Raw genomic sequence first — 23,426 nt, forward strand, 5'->3', positions numbered from 1 at the left:
TGATTTTAGGGGTATTCAATGTTGATAATGTGTAAGAAATAAATGTTTATACCATCAAAAACCAACCACTTTTCAAGTTCTACATGATTCTTCCCTCTTCCCTCTTCCCTCTTCCTCCTCTTTCTTCTTTCTTCCTTCTTCCTTCCTTCCTCCTCTTTCTTCTTCTTTCTTCTTCTTTCTTCCTTTCTTCCTTTCTTCCTCCTGACTCCTGACTCCTGACTCCTGACTCCTCCCTTAAGTTACTTGCAACAAATAGCTCATGCAGTTACCCATTAAAAAATAAACTACTAGCATTGCTGCTGCGGCTAATGCCACTAGTGTACCAGCCAGCATGAGAGAAAATTCTTTATGCTCATAAGCTTTTTCCATCAGGTGTAGCGACCATGCTACAAGTGCCACATCAAAGATTAAAATAGGAATCAACATATTTCTTAATATTTCTTCATAGAAGTACGATTATCTTAACACTGTTTTGGATAACTGTGTTTTATCTTCAACAGATGCAGTTGGTCGCTTTCTTATGTCTGATATCAAGTAGGAAGACGGACCCGAACATGGCGTTCTTGCAAATAAGTTTTAATTTGTGCTACACTCAGTTTCCCAAAATGTAACAAAGACGCTAAAAGTGCGGCTTCAGCTTTACCTTCCGTTAATGCAGTGTGAATGTGTTCACAATTTCCCGCACCACCAGAAGCAATCACGGGAATTTCTACAGCATTAGCGATCGCTTTTGTCAAGTCCAAATCATAACCAGCTTGAGTACCATCAGCATCCATACTTGTCACCAACAATTCTCCAGCTCCCCGTCTTGTGACTTCTTCCGCCCACCATAGAGCATCAATACCAGTATTTTCTCTACCACCGCGAACGTAGACATCCCAGCCAGGATTCTCAGGATCAAGTCTACGTCTAGCATCAATAGCTACAACAATACACTGATTACCAAAGCGATCGCTGGCATGATTAATTAAATCTGGATTTCTGACCGCCGCGGAATTAATACTAACCTTATCCGCCCCGGCTCGTAACAAATCTTTAACATTTTCTAAGGTTTGAATCCCACCACCCACAGTCAGGGGAATGAAGACCTGTTCAGCAGTCCGGTAAACCACATCAATAATCGTGTCCCTGTCTTCATGAGTAGCCGTAATATCTAGAAACACTAACTCATCTGCACCTGCTTCATTGTAAACCTTGGCCAGTTCTACAGGATCACCTGCATCCTTGAGATCCACAAAGTTAATTCCCTTCACAACTCTGCCCGCCTTGACATCTAGACAAGGTAAGATTCTTTTAGCCAACATAATGACGTTTTCACTCCCGGTAATTGCTAGGAATTTAAATTGTAAAGGCAATTGGGGAATAGTTGACAAGATAGGATCAACATATAACAGGTCTTGTCCAGACGAAAAACTAATTAAACAAATATACAGGCAAGAGGCAAGAAGCAAGAGGCAAGAGTAAAGAGTAAAGAGTAAAGAAGTTTTCAGCGATTTTACATTTCTTTACACAGTTTGGTTTTATTGTGTTCACCTACTTAATGAAATAAATATTTATATTGTGAAAATAGTATCTGTATTCTCAACTAACCCCAAATATCCTATACTAATTTTACTTATGAACTGCTAAATCCCTATTTCTGTACTTCTGAATCCCTGAAAATTATGGCGATTATCTCTTCCAAAAAACAGCCTCCAGAACCCAATGGAGAACCCAAACAGCAAAGGGAATCAGCAAAAGTAGCCCCCCCCGCAGAAAATCTGTTACAATCGGAAGCGGCTATTAATGAACAAGGGAAACCAGAAGAGAGTATTCGTCCCCAGCGCTTTGCTGATTACATCGGCCAAAAGGATTTAAAAGACGTTTTAGATATAGCCATTAAAGCAGCCAAGTCTAGAAATGAAGTCATGGATCATTTGCTGTTGTATGGACCACCAGGCTTAGGTAAAACCACAATGGCAATGATTTTAGCATCAGAAATGGGGGTAAGTTGCAAAATTACCAGCGCACCAGCTTTGGAACGGCCACGGGATATCGTGGGGTTATTGGTAAACCTGAAACCAGGAGATGTGCTGTTTATAGATGAAATTCATCGGTTATCACGGATGACAGAAGAAATTCTCTATCCAGCGATGGAGGATTATCGCTTAGATATTACGGTGGGTAAAGGTTCTAGTGCCAGAATTAGAAGTATACCTTTATGTAAATTTACCTTGGTAGGAGCGACAACTCGCGTCGGAGCTTTAACTTCCCCATTGCGCGATCGCTTTGGCTTAATTCAAAAGTTGCGTTTTTATGAAGTAGAAGAACTGACTAAAATTGTTCTCCGCACTGCTGAATTATTACAAACTCCAGTTAATCCAGATGGGGCTACAGAAATCGCCAAACGTTCACGGGGAACACCAAGAATAGCCAATAGATTATTAAAAAGAGTCCGTGATTATGCGGAAGTAAAATCTTTTCTGGAAATTAATGCAACTGTTGCAGCAGAAGCATTACAACTATTTCAAGTAGATCCTTGTGGATTAGACTGGACAGATAGAAAAATGCTCAGTGTGATTATTGAAAACTTTAATGGTGGGCCAGTGGGTTTAGAAACCATCGCTGCTACCACTGGGGAAGACACCCAAACCATTGAAGAAGTATATGAACCATATTTAATGCAAATAGGTTATTTAAGCCGGACACCCAGGGGGAGAATCGCAACTAAAGCAGCCTATCAACACATGGGTTTTAAACCCCCTAATGAGCAATTATCATTACTCTAGTAGTCTGTCAAGAACTAATTGACGGGTAAATAAATTTTTCCTCTTCCTTCTTCCTTCGCGCTCTTTGCGTCCTTCGTGGTTCATTTCTTCTTTATCCGTCAAAATTTATTTGACAGACCACTAGAGGAGAGACAAAGTATTTATTGCGGGTTTTCCCGCTTATGAATCAGAAAACACAGTTCAACAATTCACACTCACAACAGGTAGAATAGTGCTAGTTCTAGAAAAAGCCTTAGAAAGAGGATATCAAATAGGATATACAAACAAACTTGAAAAAGGTATGAGTGGAGGACCATTATTAAATGAAAATGGTCAATTAATCGGTGTTAATGGAATGCACGCTTATCCATTATGGGACGTTCCCTCAGTATTCATAGATGGTACACCAGCAGATGAAAAACTGCATCAACAAATAGTCCGTTTAAGTAGGTTAGCATTGAAAATCGTCGTTATGGCACTAGGCTTGAGGCAAGAGGCAAGAGGCAAGAGTGAAGAGGGTTTGGGCGATTTTACTTTTCGTTACATATTTCGGTTTTTTTCCGTTCACCTACTTAAATTGGGCTATAGCCATAGATAAACTCAAACCTTCTCCATAGTCAACTTCCTTTTTAGGTGTTTGTATGAACTATAAATACACTATTCCCACACTATTTATTTTTACGTTTTTTACCATAATCCAACCAACTACAGCTAAGAATTTATCATGCAATAAAGAAGTAGATGAAATAGCCCAAAAAATCACGGTTTTAATTGATATTAATAATAAAGATAATGGTTCGGGAATTTTAATTAAACAAGAAGGTAATACTTATACTGTTCTCACAGCTTTTCACAATGTTAAAAATACTAGTTTAAAATACACCATTATCACCCCCGATGAACAACGTTATCCCATTCAAGGGGAAAATATTAAACCACTGGGAACAGGGATAGATTTAGCTGTGGTGAAATTTGTTAGTAGTAAAACCTATCAAGTAGCTAAATTTGGTAATTCTGACTTAATAAAACGTGGGGATAATGTTTATGTTACTGGGTTTCGTCTTTCTACCCCTAGTATTCCTGCACCGCTTTATGATTGTTTTGATGGACAAGTTTCCGCTAATGAAAGACAGAGGACTATAGATGGTGGTTACAATTTAGTTTATACCAATTCCACTGTCAAGGGCATGAGTGGGGGACCGGTGTTAAATCCCAAGGGTGAGTTGATAGGTATTCATGGCAGAGGTGATGAATATGACAATAGGGATAGAGATAGATTTGCTGGTATTCCTATTAATACTTATATGCGGATTGCAGCAGGTGTTACTGATAAGCCCAGCATTAGGGGTTTAACGGCTGATGATTATTTTAAGTTAGGATTTAAGAAGTATGAACAAAAAGATTATCGAGAGGCAATAGTAGCTTATACAGAAGCTATCAAGATTAATCCTAACAATGCCGATGCCTACTACAACCGGGGAAATGTCCGTGATGATTTAGGAGATAAGCCAGGAGCAATAGATGATTACAACCAAGCTATCAAGATTAATCCTAACTATGCCTATGCCTACCACGGACGGGGAAATGCCCGTTCTGCTTTAGGAGATAAGCCAGGAGCAATTAGGGACTTGCAGCAAGCAGTAAAATTATATCAACAACAAGGTGGTAATGAGAAATGGTTGAGAGCAGCCCAAGATAGAATTAGAAAATTACAATAATAATATTTTGTCAGAATCAGGATATCCAGGATTTAAGGATTAACAGGATGTGATTTTTTGATGGTCTATGAATTATTGAGATTTTGCCTCGTTTTCCCTCGTTCCCTGGTTCTACCGGGGAATGCTCAGGGGAGGCTCTGCCTCCACTATATTCATTGTATTTGAGGCAGAGCCTCAAACTCCCATTCCCAGCCGGAGTCTGGGAACGAGTTCAAAATAATATTGATACTATAGATTAATTTAATCAATCTGTAATGATTTTATCATATCTTCTACAGGTTTGATCAACTTATCATAATCATCTATGGGTGCAGTATAGGTAATTAAATAAGCTTGATTTTTTCTCAAAGTCATAACATACATATTTTTGATTTTTTGTTGTTCATTTTTACCAGTGACAATTATTTTTTGTCCTGTTTGATTTGCGATAATAGTTGAACTTCTTTCTATGATATTTGATGATTCTAGGTTACTTTTGATCATCTTCTCCTGGTCTTTTCCGTAATTTTCTAAAGTTCCCGAATATTCAGAACTACTAATAATCAATCTAGCTTTTTGTTGAGGTTGAATAAATGTAACTATTTTACCAATACCAATGACTGAGATAGGAGTTTCGTCCGCGTCCCAACATTTAGGATATTCAATTTCTATATTATGTTCCTTATTTTTATAAGTTGCTAATTTTCCATCACATTCAGAAATAGGACGGTTTGAAAATACAATTATTCCCATGATTACGATTAATCCTAAAGGGGCAATTTTCAGGAATAAATGATAAATTTTAGGTGGTATTAATGGACTACTTATAGATATTTTTTGTAATGCTGTTAATACTTCTGTTACTGTCTGATAACGGTCCCTATGATCAGATTTGACCATTAGACCTCTCCGAAAATGAATGTAGAGACGTTCTATAGAACGTCTCTACAAGGGTTTCAAACCACGCACATTTAATTACCGGAGATGTCTATTTTATCTAAAATGTCTGCAAGTTGATCACTAACTTTGATTCTACTATAATAACGCCAACTTATTTCTTGGTTATTGTTATCATTATTTATATCTTTAGCCTCTATTCCTGTAAGTGCTTGAATTACAATCATTCCTAGAGAAAAAATATCACTATTGAATTCTGGTTTACCTTCTCCTTGTTCCCTGGGTGCATATCCTTTAGTGCCAATTCTTGTAGGATTATAATTACCATTCTCTTGGTTAATAAGTTCATTACCAATTATTTGAGTATCATCTTCTTGGTTATTAATTCGTTTGACAGGTTTAACTATCCCAAAATCAATGATGACTATTTTATTATCTATTTCTTGTCTCATAATGTTACTTGGTTTTAAATCACGATGAATTACACCTTCACCATGAATATATTCCAATACTTCCAGAATATCTTTTAATAATTTAATAACAAATGGTTCACTGATATTAGTATTGGTAGATGTAGGTGGTAATTCTTTCGTTAAATCATGTCCTTTAATAAATTCTTGAACTATGAAAAACTGTTGATTTTCCGTAAAAAACGCTAAAAGTTTGGGTATTTGTGGATGATTGAGTTTTTGTAAAATTCCTGCTTCTCGTTCAAATAATTCTTGAGCTTTTTCTAATTGCTCTGGTTTTGTAGTTAATGGTGTAAAGTGCTTAACCACACAAACAGGAGAACCAGGAAGTTGGGTATCCTTTGCTAAATAAGTAGTTCCAAATCCACCCTGTCCTAACCTGGTAGTAATACAATAGCGTCCGCCTATAGTCGTACCTATCATCAGATTCACACCCCACCTGATTCCTTGTTTCGGGAAATATGCAGTTAATTATCGCACATTCGTCGCCATATTGGCGAAATTATTTGAGAGGTTAATTAACTTCAAATCCCCAACTCCTTAAAGAAGTCGGGGATCTAAATTAAAGATATAAAAATACTAATTTAGTCTAAACTCCAGTTGCTACTAGCTGTTGATTAGTAACAGGAGCAAAAATATCTTCGTAATTTTGGAAAATTTCAAATACTGAATCAAGCTGGGTAAGTTCCAAAATCAACTTAACTGGAGCTTTGACATTACAAAGAACTAACCGGCAACCACTTTGACGCGCTGATGTAAGTCCCTTGACGAGGGGTACTAATCCAGAACTATCCATGAAATCTACTTCTGATAAATCTATAACCCAGAGTTGGTGATGCTGAGGTTCAATTGCAGCCATCTGTTCGCTCAAGATAGTACCACTATCCAGGTCTATACTACCTTGGGGTTTGAACAAAATTACTTGGCGTTCTTGTGTAAGAGTCATAAATTTAACTTTGTATTTGAAACACTGATAAAGGAAAAATTGACATCAATACTGTTTATAATTCAACCGCATAATGACTGTTTTCGCAAATTTATGGGAATTAACAGTAGCACAGTTGAGAAAAAGTTTTTTCAGTATTTATGCCGTATAATTTGTTGACAAGTCTTTCTAGTATAAGCATAATTTACTGCTAATTTCGGTAACGAACTTATCATTATCTAAAATTATCTATAGCAATCCGGTTTGATTCATGAACTTACTTGTAGAGATAGGGAACAGGGAACAGGGAACAGGGAACAGGGAACAGGGAAGGAATTTTCTTCATTCTTCATTCTTCATTCTTCATCCTGACTCCTGACTCCTGACTCCTGACTCCTGACTCCTGACTCCTGACTCCTGACTCCTCCTATTGCGGTTTGATTGACACCCTAGCCAAAAACAAGCAAAGATATGGTAAAGGTAAAAATTTGTAAACTCGGTGGTGCTGGATGTCTTTTGAGCTACTTTCACTAGAAAACATCCAAGAAATTGCTCATAATTATGGTTATTTAGCGATTTTTTTGGGAATATTGCTAGAAAATTTGGGCATTCCTCTTCCTGGAGAAACCGTCACGATTGTTGGTGGTTTCCTTGCTGGTAGTAATGAATTAAATTACTGGCTGGTTCTCGGTAACGCTATTGGAGGTGCTGTAATTGGTGGTAATTGCGGCTATTGGATTGGTAGAGTTGGCGGTTGGCCTTTTCTGCTCCAAGCTGGCAAGATTTTCCGCATTTCCGAAGTCCGACTGCTGAGTATTAAAGAGCAATTTACGGAAAACGCCGCTAAAGCTGTATTTTTTGGCCGCTTTTTTGCCTTATTGCGGATTTTCGCTTCACCACTTGCGGGTATAGCAGAAATGCCCTTTGGTAAATTCCTGATTTATAACGTAGCTGGGGCGACTGCTTGGGGTAGCGTCATGGTGACATTAGCTTTTTTCGCGGGAAGGATTATTTCCCTAGAACAATTGGTGGCTTGGGTAAGTAAATTTGCAATTTTGGCGTTACTTATTTTAGTTGCTGTGATTGCTATACCAATTTGGTTAGAGTCCCGCGAAGTTAAGCAGCAAACAGAAGAGTAGTAAAGATACCCGGCTTCTTTAAGAAGTCGGGTATCTGAATTATTACTTATTCTGCTGCGCCCAAATGCGAGTAGGTAGTCCCCAAACGTAGATAAAGCCTTCTGCGGCTTTGTGATCAAATTGATCTTCTGCGCCGTAGGTGGCTAAATCGGGAGTGTAGAGGGAATTATCACTCCAACGGCCAACTATGGTGGCGTTACCTTTGAAAAGTTTTAACCGCACGACACCAGAAACTTTTTCTTGTGTTTGTTGAATAAAAGCATCTAAAGCTGCTTTGAGTGGGCTGTACCAAAGTCCGTTATATACGAGTTTGGTATAGGTTTCTTCCATACCTCGTTTGTACTGACTGACATCTGCTGTTAAAGTGAGGCTTTCTAAGTCACGGTGAGCGTTAATTAGAACTATCATTGCTGGTGATTCGTAAATTTCCCGTGATTTGATTCCTACCAAGCGGTTTTCAATCATGTCAATCCGCCCAATCCCATGATTACCAATGATTTTATTGAGTTGTTCAATTAACTCCACAGGCTGTTTTGATGTGCCGTTAATGGTGGTAGGAAGCCCTTTTTGGAACCCAATTTCTAGATATTCCGGTTCGTTAGGAGTATCAATTATGGCTTTGGTCATTTCATAGATTTCTTCTGGCGGCTCATTTGCTGGATCTTCCAATGTACCAGCTTCAATACTGCGACCAAGCAAGTTTTTATCTATACTGAACGGAGAAGATTTTTTCACCGGTGCAGGAATACCACATTTCTCACCATAGGCTATGGTTTCCTCCCGACTCATACCCCATTCTCTCGCTGGTGCAAGGATTTTGAGGTTGGGGTTGAGGGCTGTACAGGAGACATCAAAGCGTACTTGGTCGTTGCCTTTGCCTGTGCAACCGTGAGCGATCGCATCTGCACCATATTTTGCAGCGGCTTCCACTAATATTTTAGCAATCAAAGGTCGAGCCAGGGCTGTTCCTAAAGGATAGCGATTTTCATAGAGGGCGTTGGCTTGAATCGCTGGAAACGCGTAGTCTTTAACAAATATATCCTTAACATCCACTACCAAGGATTCACTTGCACCGGATTTCAGGGCTTTTTCTCGAACTGGTTCTAATTCATCTCCCTGACCTAAATCTGCTGCTAGGGTAATTATCTCTTCTACTCCCCACTCTTGCTTTAAATAGGGAATGCAAACAGAAGTATCAACTCCACCAGAATATGCTAGAACAACCTTTTTAGCGCGACCCATGAATTTCTCCACTTAGGAAAACAAAGAATGAGTTATTATTATATCTGACTTGCCTAGCGTATATTTTCTTGTGCAACAGTAACTTTGTTATATTTGTCTTATTCTCAATATGGCCAGTACTTTTTTTGGGTGAAACTGTGTTTTTTAGTATTGTCATTCCTACTTATAATCGCTTACCAATTCTGGAAAAGTGCCTCCGCGCTTTAGAGAGTCAGGAGTTCAGCAACAAAAACTATATAGAAGGTTATGAAGTTGTATTGGTAGATGATGGTTCTACTGATGGTACTTTGAACTGGTTAGCAGTACACAAAGATGAGTTTTCTCATGTCCGCTGTTTTGAGCAGGATCATGCAGGTCCGGCTGCGGCGCGAAATTTAGGTGTGGAAAAAGCCCAAGGTGACACAATTATTTTTATTGATAGTGATTTAGTGGTTTTGTCTAACTTCCTGCAAGCTCATACAAATGCTTTGGTACAAGGAAAAGAGAAATTAGGAAATAACTGTTTTTTTACTTACGGTGCTGTAATAAATACTTGTAATTTTGCCAATCCCACCGCTGAACCCTATAAAATCACAGATTTTTCCGCTGCTTTCTTTGCTACGGGTAACGTGGCTATTCCTAAACGTTGGTTAGAAGAAGCTGGTTTATTTGATAATAGATTTCAACTTTATGGTTGGGAAGATTTAGAATTAGGTGTGAGGTTAAAAAAATTAGGTTTGCAATTAATTAAATGTCCTGAAGCTGTTGGTTATCATTGGCATCCACCTTTTAGTTTACAGCAAATTCCTAAGTTAATTGATCAGGAAATTCAACGGGGAAGAATGGGAGTTTTGTTTTATCAAAAACATCCTACCTGGGAAGTAAAAATGATGATTCAAATGACTTGGTTTCATCGTTTATTATGGGGGATTCTTTCTGTAAACGGGTTATTGAATGAAAAAACTATGTCCCCATTTTTGCAATGGTTGATTGATTTGGGTAAGCCACAATTGGCTTTAGAAATTGCCAGAATTTTCTTGAATTGGTATAATGTAAAGGGTGTTTATGCGGCTTATTCTGAGATAGAAAGTAAATAATTAAATAATTGTTTCGCGCAGAAGAGCAAAAGTAGGAAGGATATAACAACCCAAAAAACAAAACCCCGTCTAAAAGAATAGAAGGGGCATTGTTGTTAAATAATAAACCTGGCATCGAGCTATTTTCACGGAGGGCTACCCCTAAACTATCGTCGCCGCAGCAGCGTTTCACCTCTGAGTTCGGGAAGGGATCAGTGTGGTTCCACCGCGCCATAGACACCAGGAAACAATTAAAAATTAAAAATTCAGAATTAAAAATTAATTACCGATTTTTAACTTAGGGTATTCACAACCCTGAAGACTGCAAAAAGAACGAGAATCAGCAGTGATAATTAACCACCAAAAACCTTCATTTTTAATTTTTAATTATCAATTTTTAATTGAATTAGAGGTCAAGCCCTCGGTCTATTAGTACTCCTCAGCTTCATACATTACTGCACTTCCACTTAAAGCCTATTAACGGGTGTTCTGCCCGTGACCTTACCTACAAATTGTAGTGAGAGTACTCATCTTGAGGTGGGCTTCCCACTTAGATGCTTTCAGCGGTTATCCTCTCCGCACTTGGCTACCCAGCGTTTACTGTTGGTACAATAACTGGTACACCAGCGGTGCGTTCCTCCCGGTCCTCTCGTACTAAGGAGGACTCCTCTCAATACTCTTGCGCCTGCACCGGATATGGACCGAACTGTCTCACGACGTTCTGAACCCAGCTCACGTACCGCTTTAATGGGCGAACAGCCCAACCCTTGGGACGTACTTCCGCCCCAGGTTGCGATGAGCCGACATCGAGGTGCCAAACCTCCCCGTCGATGTGGACTCTTGGGGGAGATCAGCCTGTTATCCCTAGAGTAACTTTTATCCGTTGAGCGACGGCCATTCCACTCTGCGCCGTCGGATCACTAAAGCCTACTTTCGTACCTGCTCGACTTGTCAGTCTTGCAGTCAAGCTCCCTTTTGCTTTTACACTCGTCGCACGGTTTCCAAGCGTGCTGAGGGAACCTTTGCGCGCCTCCGTTACCTTTTAGGAGGCGACCGCCCCAGTCAAACTGCCCACCTGAAACTGTTCCCCAACCGGCTGACGGTCGTGGGTTAGAATTCTAGCTTCGCCAGAGTGGTATCTCACCGTTAGCTCCCTATTCCCCAAAAGGAATAGTTCACCGCTTCCCACCTATCCTGCGCAAGCGAAGCCCGAACACAATTCCAGGCTACAGTAAAGCTTCATAGGGTCTTTCTGTCCAGGTGCAGGCAGTCCGTATCTTCACAGACATTCCTATTTCGCCGAGTCTCTCTCTGAGACACCATCCAGATCGTTACGCCTTTCGTGCGGGTCGGAACTTACCCGACAAGGAATTTCGCTACCTTAGGACCGTTATAGTTACGGCCGCCGTTCACCGGGGCTTCAGTCGCCAGCTTTACTTTCGCTGACCAGCTTCCTTAACCTTCCGGCACTGGGCAGGCGTCAGCCCCCATACGTCCTCTTGCGAGTTGGCGGAGACCTGTGTTTTTGGTAAACAGTCGCCTGGATCTCTTCACTGCGACCCACGTCTGAGGTGGGCACCCCTTCTCCCGAAGTTACGGGGCCATTTTGCCGAGTTCCTTAGAGAGAGTTATCTCGCGCCCCTTGGTATTCTCAACCTCCCTACCTGTGTCGGTTTCGGGTACGGGTGTTCTATCTTCATCACATAGCGAGCTTTTCTTGGCACTATCCTTCACCACTCGGAGTTCGTAAACTCCTCCCAAACCAATCAGGGTATGGCTATCTTTGATGCGTCCCTCTCTATGCTCCCACAGAACAGTAAGTGACTATTGACACTTTGTCCATCGACTACGCCCTTCGGCCTCGCCTTAGGTCCCGACTAACCCAGAGTGGACGAACCTGGCTCTGGAACCCTTAGGGTTTCGGGGTGTATGATTCTCACATACATTTGCGCTACTCAAGCCGACATTCTCACTTCCGTTTCGTCCACAGCTGCTCGCCGCTACTGCTTCAACCTACGACGGAACGCTCCCCTACCGATTAATAATTTAATATCAATCCCACAGCTTCGGTACATCGCTTAGCCCCGTTCATTTTCGGCGCAAGATCGCTTGACTAGTGAGCTATTACGCACTCTTTCAAGGGTGGCTGCTTCTAGGCAAACCTCCTAGTTGTCTAGGCAATCTCACCTCCTTTATCACTTAGCGATGATTTGGGGACCTTAGCTGGTGGTCTGGGCTGTTTCCCTCTTGACAATGAAGCTTATCCCCCACTGTCTCACTGGCAATGTCTTCTTCTGGGTATTCTGAGTTTGTCTCGATTTGGTACCGGTCTCCCAGCCCGCACCGAAACAGTGCTTTACCCCCCAAATTTAACCATTACCGCTGCGCCTCAACACATTTCGGGGAGAACCAGCTAGCTCCTGGTTCGATTGGTATTTCACCCCTAACCACACCTCATCCGCTGATTTTTCAACATCAGTCGGTTCGGACCTCCACTTGGTGTTACCCAAGCTTCATCCTGGACATGGTTAGATCACCAGGGTTCGGGTCTATAAACACTGATTTATCGCCCTGTTCAGACTCGGTTTCCCTTTGGCTCCAGCATTCTCGCTTTAACCTACCAGTGCCTATAAGTCGCCGGCTCATTCTTCAACAGGCACGCGGTCATCCGTTAAATCGGACTCCCACTGCTTGTAAGCTTATGGTTTCATGTTCTATTTCACTCCCCTTCCGGGGTTCTTTTCACCTTTCCCTCGCGGTACTTGTTCACTATCGGTCACACAGTAGTATTTAGCCTTACGAGGTGGTCCTCGCTGATTCACATGGAATTCCTCGTGCTCCATGCTACTCGGGATTCAGCTACTATCCTTTGACTTTCAACTACGGGACTTTCACCCCCTCTGGTACAGTATTTAGCTGTTTCGTTTAGTCTCTAGATTCGATCTCGCTGTCCCACGACCCCAGAAGATAAATCCTCTGGTTTAGGCTCTTCCCCTTTCGCTCACCACTACTGAGGGAATCTCTAGTTTGATTTCTCTTCCTCCAGCTACTAAGATGTTTCAGTTCGCTGGGTTGGCTCTTTCCTGTCTATATATTCAACAGGTAGTACATAGGGTTGCCCCATTCGGACATTTCCGGCTCAAAGTTTGCTTCCAACTCCCCGGAACATTTCGTCGGTAACCACGTCCTTCATCGCCTCTGTGTGCCTAGGTATCCACCATTAGCCCTTATTAACTTGACCACATTTCTTTTTGTCTGCTTTCACGAAACAAGTTCATGTCTGTGTCCGCCTGCTAATTCTCGTTCTCTTATGCAGTTTTCAAGGTTCTGGCTGGAATTTAACCCAGCAGTCAAAAACTATCATTAATAGTTTCAGTTGCTGTTTTTTTCCAAATGTGGAGGTTAGCGGACTCGAACCGCTGACATCCTGCTTGCAAAGCAGGCGCTCTACCAACTGAGCTAAACCCCCAAAAACAATTAAAAATTGATAATTAAAAATTAAAAACAAAGATATTCTGCATTTTTAATTCTTAATTTTGCATTTTTAATTGGTTCAGGTGGGCCATCCTGGACTCGAACCAGGGACCTCACCCTTATCAGGGGTGCGCTCTAACCACCTGAGCTAATAGCCCTTATCGAACCAAATCATAGTTTGAAAGCTTTACTTCAAGTCTGCGACCGACCTAGGTTAGACCAATTTAGGCTCTATTAGCAATTTTCATTGCTGTCGAAATTCTAAATGGATTAGGTCTCCCTAAAAGGAGGTGATCCAGCCACACCTTCCGGTACGGCTACCTTGTTACGACTTCACCCCAGTCATCAGTCCTACCTTAGGCATCCCCCTCCAAAAGGTTGGGGTAACGACTTCGGGCGTGACCAACTTCCATGGTGTGACGGGCGGTGTGTACAAGGCCCGGGAACGAATTCACTGCAGTATGCTGACCTGCAATTACTAGCGATTCCTCCTTCACGAAGGCGAGTTGCAGCCTTCGATCTGAACTGAGCTCCGGTTTATGAGATTCGCATCACATCGCTGTGTAGCTGCCCTTTGTCCGGAGCATTGTAGTACGTGTGTAGCCCAAGACGTAAGGGGCATGCTGACTTGACGTCATCCCCACCTTCCTCCGGTTTGTCACCGGCAGTCTCTCTAGAGTGCCCAACTTAATGCTGGCAACTAAAAACGAGGGTTGCGCTCGTTGCGGGACTTAACCCAACATCTCACGACACGAGCTGACGACAGCCATGCACCACCTGTGTTCACGCTCCCTAAGGCACTCCCAACTTTCGCCGGGATTCGTGACATGTCAAGCCTTGGTAAGGTTCTTCGCGTTGCATCGAATTAAACCACATACTCCACCGCTTGTGCGGGCCCCCGTCAATTCCTTTGAGTTTCACAGTTGCCTGCGTACTCCCCAGGCGGGATACTTAACGCGTTAGCTACGGTACAGCTCGGGTCGATACGAGCTACACCTAGTATCCATCGTTTACGGCTAGGACTACTGGGGTATCTAATCCCATTCGCTCCCCTAGCTTTCGTCCCTCAGTGTCAGTTTTGGCCTAGCAGAGCGCCTTCGCCACCGGTGTTCTTCCTGATATCTACGCATTTCACCGCTACACCAGGAATTCCCTCTGCCCCGACCATACTCTAGCTTTGTAGTTTCCACTGCTTTGATCTGGTTGAGCCAGACTCTTTAACAGCAGACATACAATGCCACCTGCGGACCCTTTACGCCCAATCATTCCGGATAACGCTTGCATCCTCCGTATTACCGCGGCTGCTGGCACGGAGTTAGCCGATGCTTATTCCTCAGGTACCGTCATTTTTTTCTTCCCTGAGAAAAGAGGTTTACAACCCAAGAGCCTTCCTCCCTCACGCGGTATTGCTCCGTCAGGCTTTCGCCCATTGCGGAAAATTCCCCACTGCTGCCTCCCGTAGGAGTCTGGGCCGTGTCTCAGTCCCAGTGTGGCTGATCATCCTCTCAGACCAGCTACTGATCGTCGCCTTGGTAGGCTCTTACCCCACCAACTAGCTAATCAGACGCAAGCTCTTCTTCAGGCAGCAAGCCTTTCACCTCTCGGCACATTCGGTATTAGCCACCGTTTCCAGTGGTTGTCCCCAACCTGAAGGTAGATTCTTACGCGTTACTCACCCGTCCGCCACTAAATCCCTAAAGATTCCGTTCGACTTGCATGTGTTAAGCATACCGCCAGCGTTCATCCTGAGCCAGGATCAAACTCTCCATTTTGGTTCGTCTGTAGCTCTTTCTTAACCGTTTTTACAACCACGGTCAGGTTATTTTATTTTTCTGACGCAGGGTACTTGTTGTATTCTGGCTTTCAAACTATAATATTTTCAAGGTTCGGTGCGACTTAGGCGCGGCGTTTGTTTCGCTTCGCTTCAGGCACTTATTTAATATATCGAACCTGCTTTGGTTTGTCAACTACTTTTTCAAACTATTTTGGAATTTGTTTTTTATTCGCCTGAAAACTGCTTACTATGCTGGGTTTAGTCCACAATAGGTTAGGAATTGTTGACTCAAGGAAGAGTAGATAGTGAATTTTCAGTCGGTAATAGCGGTATTGCATCAGTTTTGGGGACAGCGTGGCTGCTTGATTGCCCAGCCCTATGATATGGAGAAGGGCGCGGGTACTAAGAATCCCCATACTTTTTTGAGGGCTTTGGGTCCTGAACCTTGGGCTGTGGCTTATGTTGAACCTTGTCGTCGTCCTACTGATGGACGTTATGGCGAAAATCCGAATCGGTTTCAGCATTATTATCAATATCAGGTTTTGATTAAGCCTTCACCGGATGATATTCAGGAAATTTATCTGGATTCTTTACGGGCATTAGGGATTCGTCCTGAAGACCACGATATTCGGTTTGTGGAGGATAATTGGGAAGATGCGACGGTGGGGGCTTGGGGTACTGGCTGGGAAGTTTGGTTAGATGGGATGGAAATTACTCAATTTACCTATTTCCAGCAATGTGGCGGTATTGATTGCCGTCCTGTATCTATTGAGATTACTTATGGGTTGGAGCGATTGGTGATGTATCTCCAGCAGGTAGAGGCTATTACTAAGATTCAGTGGACCGATAACATTACTTATGGTGATGTTCATCTTCAGGGTGAGATTGAACAGTGTACTTATAATTTTGAAGCGTCGAATCCTGAGATGTTGCTGACTTTGTTTGGCTTATATGAGCAGGAAGCTACTCAATTAACAGAGCGAGGATTGGTTTTACCTAGCTTGGACTATGTAATTAAGTGTTCTCATGCTTTTAATTTGCTGGATGCCAGAGGGGTAATTTCGGTGACGGAACGGACTCGTTACATTACCAGGATTCGACATTTGGCTAGAAAGGTGGCTCATTTATATGTTGAGCAAAGGGAAAAGTTGGGTTTTCCGTTGCTGAAAGATACCGTAAGATAAGATTTTTGGCGTTGCCTAATTGAAGTATGAATAAGCTCACGCAAAGGCGCAAAGTCGCAAAGGTAAGAGTTTTAAACATGAAAGCCAAAGAATTCATATTTAAATATGGCTTCGTCACGCAGGCTATCAGCAACGCCAAATTTTTCACCCCTCCAGTGTAGGAGGGTTGCAGATGTTGATGTTAACAATTGTGGTGTGTGTCAGATGATAAATGTAAGTGAAGTTTTAGAACCGATTGCGGGTTGGTTTCGTTCTCTAGGTGTTCCTGAAGCGGTTGTGCATTGGGGACATCCAGCGATGATGGGAATTGTGATTTTTGTGGTAGGGACTTTTGTGGGGGTGACGGGTTGGCGCGGAAAGTTGCTGGAGGGGAAGGATAAGGATGCAGCTATTCAAAGCCGTAATGCTCATCGTCAATTAGCTCCTTGGTTGTTTGTATTTTTGGCAGGTGGCTATACTGGTGGGATTTTATCTTTAGTGATGCAGCAAAAACCACTGTTTGAAAGTCCTCATTTTTGGACGGGTTCACTGGTACTAATACTGTTGTTAATTAATGGTGTAATTTCTCTAAGTGGATTTTTTGGAAATAAAGCTGGTTTGCGTGCAGTTCATGCTTATTTAGGGTCTACAACTCTTTTGATTATGTTTGTTCATGCTGTATTAGGGTTAAATTTAGGCATTTCTTTGTGATGTTATTATTGCCAAAGTCACCAAAGATAAATTATATCTTTCCAAAGCAAGTTAAATATTGATGCTATATTTTCTGGTTTGGGCGCTTTGGCAATTATTTTGATTTATGATGCAGACGAGTGGAATAATTATCTGTCTTAGTTATATTTTGGGTTTGCTATTTACCGCAATTCCCTGGGGCGGTATATGGATTTTGCTATTGGGTGTGGTGGGAGCGGTTTTGTTTCGCCGCATATATGCTAATTTGCGGCAATTTGCTCTCAAAAAAGAAAATGCCGTTGCGAAACAGAAAACAGTAGTTAATAACTGGGCAGGTACTCCCCATCCTAGAATATGGTTAATAGCTGGTGTGGTGGGTTTTTTGGCTACTGTTTATTTACAATTCCGAGTCCCTCAACCGGGAATCAAAGATATTAGTCAATTTGCGGCTGGGGATAATAGTAATCTTGAACAATTGGTAATTGTACGCGGTTTGGTGGATAGTAATCCCCGGATAACTCGTAGTCAACGGGGACAATTTTGGTTAGCAGTGACTCAGTTGGATGAAGTTAAGAGTGTTACAGGATCTCTAGGGAGTAGCAAGGGGGTGACGGGTAGGTTATATGTGACTGTACCGATACTCCAATCTACTGGGTTATATCCTGGACAACAAATTGCGGTGACTGGATTTTTGTATAAACCGACTGCGGCTTCCAATCCTGGTGGGTTTGATTTTCAGAAATATCTGCGGCAGGAGGGGACCTTTGCGGGTTTAATTGGTAGACAGATTAATATTCTTGATGATGAACGTCCTTGGGGATGGTGGCAAGTTCGTGAGAAAATTGGGCGATCGCAAGCTCGTTTATTAGGTGTTCCTGAAGGTCCCCTTGTCAGTGCAATGGTTTTAGGTAGTAAAGCCGTTGATTTACCTTATGATATCCGGGATTTATTTGTCAGGACTGGTTTAGCTCCTGCTTTGGCTGCATCTGGGTTTCAAACTTCTCTAATTTTAGGTGTAGTTTTACAGCTAACAAGACGTACAAATAAAGCGACGCAGATTACCCTGGGTGGCTTGAGTTTAATTGTGTTTTTGTTTTTAGTAGGTTTTGAACCTGCGGTGTTAAGAGCGGAAATTATGGGTTTTGCGGCTTTGCTGGGTTTGGCTTTGGAAAGAAATGTTAAGCAGTTGGGGTCTTTGTTAATAGCGGCTACTTTATTATTGTTGTTTAATCCTTTGTGGATTTGGAATTTAGGTTTTCAATTGAGTTTTTTAGCGACTTTGGGATTGGTTGTCACTGCATCATCTATTACTCAACGTTTAGATTGGCTACCTCCTGCGATCGCTTCTTTAATTTCTGTACCTTTAGCAGCTACAATTTGGACTTTACCTCGATTGCTGGATTTTGCTTGTGTGATTATAGTTTATAGTGTGCCTCTCAATATTTTGACGACACCATTTATTTCTGTGATTAGTATTGGGGGAATGATTAGCGGTTTGGTAAGTTTAATTTCACCAGAGTTAGGTGGCACTTTAGCCAGTTTTTTATATTATCCCACCCATTGGTTAATTCAAATGGTGGAATTTTTCGATCATTTACCAGGAAGCCAGATACCAGTTGGTAGTATATCAATTTGGCAAATGTTGACTATCTATCTTTTAATTATTTTAGTTTGGTTAGTTAAATGGTGGCAAAAACGTTGGTGGTTTGCAGGTTTAATTGCAGTTGGTTTGATACTTGTTCCTAGTTGGCATTCTGCTAATAATTTGGTGAGAATTACTTTGTTAGATACTAAAAATGAACCTGTTTTAGTAATTCAAGATCGGGGGAATATTACGGTCATTAATGGGGGGAATGAAGGGACTGGTAGATTTACTATTTTACCATTTTTAAGGCAGCAAGGAATAAATCAGATTAATTGGGCGATCGCTAGTAAGTTTCCTGGTTATACCAATGATGCTTGGTTGGAAATTATGCAAAGTTTACCAATTAAGAATTTATACGAATATACTCCTAAGTTAGCAGACAATATTACAACTCAATTACTACAAAAGGAACTGCAAAAACAGCAAGGAATCTATCAAAATTTAGCAGTTGGTCAATCTATAAATAATCCGACAATTACAGCACAATTAATTAATGATGAAGTACCGATTTTAAAGTTACAGATTTTTAATCAGAATTGGTTATTGGTAGGAAATATTAAGTCTCAACAAATTGCAGAATTGATTAAGAGTGGGGATTTATCTTCTCCCCAGGTGTTATGGTGTCCATCAGAATCTTTGCAGGATTTAGTTTTAGCACTCAAACCACAAATAGCGATTGCTCCTGCTAATAATCTAGATAGTAAAGTATTATCTTCTTTGAGTAAAGGAGAAACAAAACTTTTCTCGACTGGCAAAGATGGTGCAATTCAATGGACACCCAATGGGAATTTTCAAACTTTCATTCAGACGACAGAAAATAAATCTTCTGTTTTGTAATAAATCTTGATTTTGTTTCGCGCAAAGACGCTAAGGAGCAAAGACGCAAAGGAAGAAAGAGATATAATCTATTATCAAAAGTTGAAAGTCAAACACAAAGAGACTTTCAACTTTTCTGCTTAAGCATCTTGGGGATTAAGACGACTCATTTGCCATGTGGTGTATGTACCTATGGGACTCCAAAGTAAATAGGGCAATAATAGTAATGCTGCCCAGAAGGATACTGATAAGACTGCAAGTGTGATTAACAGACAAATGAGTAATCCTGTACCACCGAGGATTGTACCAGCGATGAGACTGCGAAAACGTAACATTACAGGGCTGTAAGCTATAGTAAATATCTCTAGTAGTAGGTACAAACCCATCATTAAACGGGTTATATCAGTATTTGGGCTGTGTTCCCAAATGATGTAAGCTGACCAAGCACCACAGATAAAAATTATAGTCCAAATCAGGGGAATTACTGATTCAAAGGTTAACCATTTGGGTCTTTGTAAATGCCGAAACCATTGGCTCTGGTTGGGTGTAATCCAGTTACCGATAAAGCCTACTAAGAATGCGATACTGCCAATTATCATCCAAGATTTAATCATTATTTCCTTAGTGTTGACTTCGGGGAAAGTCTGACGCAATGATATTACACTAGTAAAGTATTATGAACATAGATCCAAACCTACTACAGTGATCTGCGTTGAATCTATGGGGCAGTTTTCTGGTATATATCATTATAAATAAGGAGAAAACACGATTATGACTCATTATGGCTTAATGTGTCCCGCCTCAACTGGACATTGGAACACAATACTACCTCTGGGAAAAGAACTACAACAGCGTGGACATCGTGTTACCTTAATTGGTATTCCTGATGCCCAATCCAAAGCACAAGCAGCCGGTTTAGAATTTCAAGTTATTGGTGAATCTGAATGTCCCCTGGGTTCAGCAAAAGCATCTTTTGATAAATTAGGAGAATTAAGCGGACAGAAAGCACTAAAATATACCATCTCTATTTTTAGAGATATTACTAATGTTACCTTCAGGGATGCCCCAACAGCTATCAAAGACGCAGGTATAGAAGCACTATTAATAGATCAAACTATGTCCTATGGAGGGACTATTGCAGATGTTTCTGGTCTTCCCTTTATTACTGTTTGTAGTGCTGTAGTTTTAAATCGAGAGCCAAGTGTTCCCCCCTTCATGACAAATTGGTCTTATAGTCCAGCTTTGTGGGCAAAACTGCGTAATAAATTAGGTTATAAATTATTAAATCGGGCTACTCGACCTATCACAGAATTAATAGAAAGCTATCGTCGAGATAAAAATTTACCTGCATACTTTGACCCAAATCAACGTTATTCTCAACTAGCTCAAATTAGTCAACAACCTGCTGAATTAGAATTTCCTCGACAAAATTTACCTAATTGCTTTCATTTTACCGGACCATATCATAGTGCAACTGGTAGGGAAGTTGCTGATTTTCCCTTTGATAAATTAACAGGACAACCCTTAATTTATGCTTCAATGGGAACTTTACAAAATCGGTTGTTACCAGTTTTCCAGAATATTGCCGCAGCTTGTCAAGAGTTAGATGCACAATTAGTAATTTCTTTGGGTGGTTCGGCTAATCCTGAAGTTCTCGAAGGAATAGCAGGAAATCCTTTAGTGGTTCGTTATGCACCACAATTACAATTATTAGAAAAAGCAGATTTAACTATTACTCATGCAGGAATGAATACCACATTGGAATGTTTAACGAATGGTGTACCAATGGTAGCTATTCCCATTGCTAATGACCAACCAGGAGTAGCTTCGCGGATAGTTTGGTCAGGATGTGGGGAAGCTATTCCTGTGAAGAAAGTTAATGTTAATAATTTGCGGACTGCTATTAAAAAGGTGTTGACGGAAGATTCTTATCAAAAGAATGCTGCTAGGTTGCAAGCAGCAATTCAGAAATCAGGGGGAACAAAGCGAGCAATTGATATTGTCGAACAGGCTGTATCTACTGGTAAGCCTGTTTTAGCGACAATAAAGGAATCTTGATCTAATTCCAAGTATCTGCCCTAATTCTTTGAATATCTTCAAACAAAGCTGACTTGAATTCTAATCCAAGTCAGTAAGTACCATTGATCTAGCTTCTTCTGCCTGCGTTGGGCTTAACACATCAGGAATGAGAACATAACCATTTCCTTCTATAATTTCGTATGTCAAACTTAAAACGTCTTTCATGGTAAATGCTTCCCTAACAACAGGTTATTTTACTAAAAAACTCTACCCTGAACTAACGCGCTTTTTGCAAAATAGGCTGATTTTTCTCTCTTTTCCCCTTCACAATCATTTTCACACCCCCACATGGACCCAATAAAGCCCCCTTCCGTGCCGGTTGTACTGGTTGAGTATCAGCCAATTCTAGATTCCAATTAGATAGCACATTTGCCAAGACAAGTTTCATTTCAAATAAAGCAAAAGCCATGCCAATACAGCGACGATTTCCACCACCAAAAGGTACAAACTCAGTAGGAGAAAATTGCCGTTCTAAAAAACGCTCTGGTTTAAACTGTTGAGAATCAGGATATAAATCTTCTCGATGATGAGTGAGATAAATACAAGGAATAACAATAGTTCCTGCTTCTAAATTATAACCCATCAACTCAAAGGGTGATTTTACCAATCTATTTAAAGCCAACATGGCCACCGGATATATTCGCAATGTTTCTGAACAAACAGCATTTAAATAGGGTAATTTAAAAATCTCATTCGCATCTGGATTTTCACCTAAATTATCCAATTCTTGCAATAATTTTGCTCGTACCTGTGGGACATGATTAATCCAATAAAGCGCCCATGTTAAAGAAGTTGCAGTAGTTTCATGACCAGCTATCAATAAAGTAATCAATTCATCTCGTAATTCAACATCACTCATAGGTTGACCATTTTCATCTCTAGCAGCCATCATCAAAGATAATATATCACTGCGAGATGAATCGGGTTTTTCTTGACGTTCCTTAATTTCCGCATAGATAACTTCGTCAATTTCAGCTTTTAACTGTAAGAATTTGTGCCAAGGACTCCACGCACCTAGATCCTTTTGCAAGAATGGAAAAACTAACATCATGGCTCGCAAAAAAGGTTGTTTAGGATTGAGAATCTTTAATAAGAATGTCTTCAATTGCTCATAATGTGAGCCATTCTGTAAACCAAATACAGCTTTTAAAATCACTTCAAAAGAGATTTCTTGCATAGAATAAAGGATATTAAATGTTTGTCCAATTTGCCATTTATTAGTAACTTGCTGAGTAATTTCGCTAATTAAATCACCATAAGCCAACATTCTTTCTCCATGTAAAGGAGGAGTTAATAATTTACGTTGACGTTGATGAGGTTTCCCTTCTAATGCTAATAAAGATTGTCTTCCCAATAAAGGGGCTTGAACTCCTGCTGGTTCACCGGAATCTAACTGTTTGGTATCTGTGGTGAAAATCTGTTGAATCCCTTGGGGGTTGCTAATAAATATCTGCGGAGTGAAAACTGGACCAACTCTCAAAGTAAAAATATCACCATAGTTTTTAGCACATTCTTCCATATATCCCAAAGGATCTTTTAACCATTGATATGTCTGTATCCAAGGGTGGGTTTTTGGTCCATCAGGTAGTTTTAAATTAGACATTTTGATGAAT

General features: G+C 40.9%; 18 protein-coding genes, 2 tRNA genes and 3 rRNA genes. 9 read left to right on the plus strand and 14 right to left on the minus strand.

Translation table 11 applies throughout. The features are described from left to right. Window positions 1-234: 234 nt before the first annotated feature. Both ANA_RS07520 and hisF read right to left on the minus strand, forming a co-directional pair. On the minus strand, window positions 235-426 hold the full coding sequence (locus tag ANA_RS07520; protein WP_015079464.1) for a hypothetical protein: 192 nt from the start codon (window positions 424-426) through the stop codon (window positions 235-237). A 104-nt stretch (window positions 427-530) separates the two neighbouring features. Further along, window positions 531-1,304, minus strand: a complete 774-nt coding sequence (gene hisF / locus ANA_RS07525; protein ID WP_015079465.1) for an imidazole glycerol phosphate synthase subunit HisF — start codon at window positions 1,302-1,304, stop codon at window positions 531-533. A gap of 360 nt (window positions 1,305-1,664) precedes the next feature. Here hisF and ruvB point away from each other — a divergent pair, with 360 nt between their 5' ends. From ruvB to ANA_RS27450, 3 genes are all read left to right on the plus strand, one after another. Further along, the gene (ruvB, locus tag ANA_RS07530; protein ID WP_015079466.1) at window positions 1,665-2,768 is read left to right on the plus strand and encodes a Holliday junction branch migration DNA helicase RuvB; all 1,104 of its coding nucleotides are present in this window, start codon (window positions 1,665-1,667) and stop codon (window positions 2,766-2,768) included. A gap of 142 nt (window positions 2,769-2,910) precedes the next feature. Then, the gene (locus ANA_RS23460) at window positions 2,911-3,345 is read left to right on the plus strand and encodes a trypsin-like peptidase domain-containing protein (RefSeq protein ID WP_085929741.1); all 435 of its coding nucleotides are present in this window, start codon (window positions 2,911-2,913) and stop codon (window positions 3,343-3,345) included. A 43-nt stretch (window positions 3,346-3,388) separates the two neighbouring features. Next, complete coding sequence (locus tag ANA_RS27450; protein ID WP_015079468.1) at window positions 3,389-4,465, plus strand: tetratricopeptide repeat-containing S1 family peptidase; 1,077 nt, start codon at window positions 3,389-3,391, stop codon at window positions 4,463-4,465. Between the two features lie 240 nt (window positions 4,466-4,705). Here ANA_RS27450 and ANA_RS07545 read toward each other — a convergent pair whose 3' ends face one another. From ANA_RS07545 to ANA_RS26475, 4 genes are all read right to left on the minus strand, one after another. After that, window positions 4,706-5,344 carry a PsbP-related protein gene (locus tag ANA_RS07545; RefSeq protein WP_015079469.1) on the minus strand — a complete coding sequence of 213 codons (639 nt, stop codon included), beginning with the start codon at window positions 5,342-5,344 and terminating at the stop codon, window positions 4,706-4,708. A gap of 71 nt (window positions 5,345-5,415) precedes the next feature. Next, window positions 5,416-6,234 (minus strand): serine/threonine-protein kinase, encoded by an 819-nt coding sequence (locus ANA_RS07550; RefSeq protein ID WP_015079470.1) that lies wholly within the window; start codon window positions 6,232-6,234, stop codon window positions 5,416-5,418. 166 nt (window positions 6,235-6,400) lie between these two features. Then, entirely contained in the window at window positions 6,401-6,757 is a 357-nt protein-coding gene (locus ANA_RS07555; protein ID WP_015079471.1) for an STAS domain-containing protein, read from the minus strand. A 342-nt stretch (window positions 6,758-7,099) separates the two neighbouring features. Next, window positions 7,100-7,267 carry a hypothetical protein gene (locus tag ANA_RS26475; protein WP_158310512.1) on the minus strand — a complete coding sequence of 56 codons (168 nt, stop codon included), beginning with the start codon at window positions 7,265-7,267 and terminating at the stop codon, window positions 7,100-7,102. Here ANA_RS26475 and ANA_RS07560 point away from each other — a divergent pair. After that, complete coding sequence (locus tag ANA_RS07560) at window positions 7,246-7,875, plus strand: DedA family protein (RefSeq protein WP_015079472.1); 630 nt, start codon at window positions 7,246-7,248, stop codon at window positions 7,873-7,875. The genes ANA_RS26475 and ANA_RS07560 overlap by 22 nt on opposite strands. A gap of 42 nt (window positions 7,876-7,917) precedes the next feature. Here the strand turns inward: ANA_RS07560 and ANA_RS07565 are convergent, their stop codons facing one another. Further along, entirely contained in the window at window positions 7,918-9,117 is a 1,200-nt protein-coding gene (locus ANA_RS07565) for an argininosuccinate synthase (protein ID WP_015079473.1), read from the minus strand. A 137-nt stretch (window positions 9,118-9,254) separates the two neighbouring features. On the opposite strand from ANA_RS07565, the gene ANA_RS07570 reads away from it, so the two are divergent. Then, window positions 9,255-10,193, plus strand: a complete 939-nt coding sequence (locus ANA_RS07570) for a glycosyltransferase family 2 protein (protein WP_015079474.1) — start codon at window positions 9,255-9,257, stop codon at window positions 10,191-10,193. Window positions 10,194-10,299: 106 nt separating this feature from the next. Here the strand turns inward: ANA_RS07570 and rrf are convergent. From rrf to ANA_RS07595, 5 genes are all read right to left on the minus strand, one after another. Continuing rightward, window positions 10,300-10,417 (minus strand): 5S ribosomal RNA (gene rrf, locus ANA_RS07575). 164 nt (window positions 10,418-10,581) lie between these two features. Then, window positions 10,582-13,413: ribosomal RNA gene (locus ANA_RS07580) — 23S ribosomal RNA — on the minus strand. A 155-nt stretch (window positions 13,414-13,568) separates the two neighbouring features. Further along, window positions 13,569-13,641 (minus strand) — tRNA-Ala (locus ANA_RS07585). Window positions 13,642-13,730: 89 nt separating this feature from the next. Beyond that, window positions 13,731-13,804, minus strand: a tRNA-Ile gene (locus ANA_RS07590). Window positions 13,805-13,929: 125 nt separating this feature from the next. After that, window positions 13,930-15,418 (minus strand): 16S ribosomal RNA (locus ANA_RS07595). The 16S, 23S and 5S rRNA genes sit together here with 2 tRNA genes alongside, the layout of an rRNA operon. 307 nt (window positions 15,419-15,725) lie before the next feature. On the opposite strand from ANA_RS07595, the gene glyQ reads away from it, so the two are divergent. The 3 genes from glyQ (at window position 15,726) to ANA_RS07610 (ending at window position 19,755) form a co-directional block, all read left to right on the plus strand. After that, window positions 15,726-16,604, plus strand: coding sequence for a glycine--tRNA ligase subunit alpha (glyQ, locus tag ANA_RS07600; RefSeq protein WP_015079475.1), 879 nt, complete (start codon window positions 15,726-15,728; stop codon window positions 16,602-16,604). 204 nt (window positions 16,605-16,808) lie between these two features. Beyond that, entirely contained in the window at window positions 16,809-17,294 is a 486-nt protein-coding gene (locus ANA_RS07605) for a DUF4079 domain-containing protein (protein ID WP_015079476.1), read from the plus strand. Window positions 17,295-17,400: 106 nt separating this feature from the next. Continuing rightward, window positions 17,401-19,755: a ComEC/Rec2 family competence protein gene (locus tag ANA_RS07610; RefSeq protein WP_015079477.1), complete on the plus strand. Its 2,355-nt coding sequence runs from the start codon at window positions 17,401-17,403 to the stop codon at window positions 19,753-19,755. A gap of 119 nt (window positions 19,756-19,874) precedes the next feature. Here ANA_RS07610 and ANA_RS07615 read toward each other — a convergent pair whose 3' ends face one another. Next, complete coding sequence (locus ANA_RS07615) at window positions 19,875-20,348, minus strand: TspO/MBR family protein (protein WP_015079478.1); 474 nt, start codon at window positions 20,346-20,348, stop codon at window positions 19,875-19,877. Window positions 20,349-20,505: 157 nt separating this feature from the next. Between ANA_RS07615 and ANA_RS07620 the strand changes: the two genes are divergently transcribed. After that, the gene (locus ANA_RS07620) at window positions 20,506-21,792 is read left to right on the plus strand and encodes a glycosyltransferase (RefSeq protein ID WP_015079479.1); all 1,287 of its coding nucleotides are present in this window, start codon (window positions 20,506-20,508) and stop codon (window positions 21,790-21,792) included. A gap of 238 nt (window positions 21,793-22,030) precedes the next feature. On the opposite strand, the gene ANA_RS07625 is transcribed toward ANA_RS07620, so the two are convergent. Further along, on the minus strand, window positions 22,031-23,416 hold the full coding sequence (locus ANA_RS07625; protein WP_015079480.1) for a cytochrome P450: 1,386 nt from the start codon (window positions 23,414-23,416) through the stop codon (window positions 22,031-22,033). Between the last annotated feature and the right edge of the window lie 10 nt (window positions 23,417-23,426).

Source organism: Anabaena sp. 90 (assembly GCF_000312705.1).
In the GTDB taxonomy this organism is placed as follows: domain Bacteria; phylum Cyanobacteriota; class Cyanobacteriia; order Cyanobacteriales; family Nostocaceae; genus Dolichospermum; species Dolichospermum lemmermannii.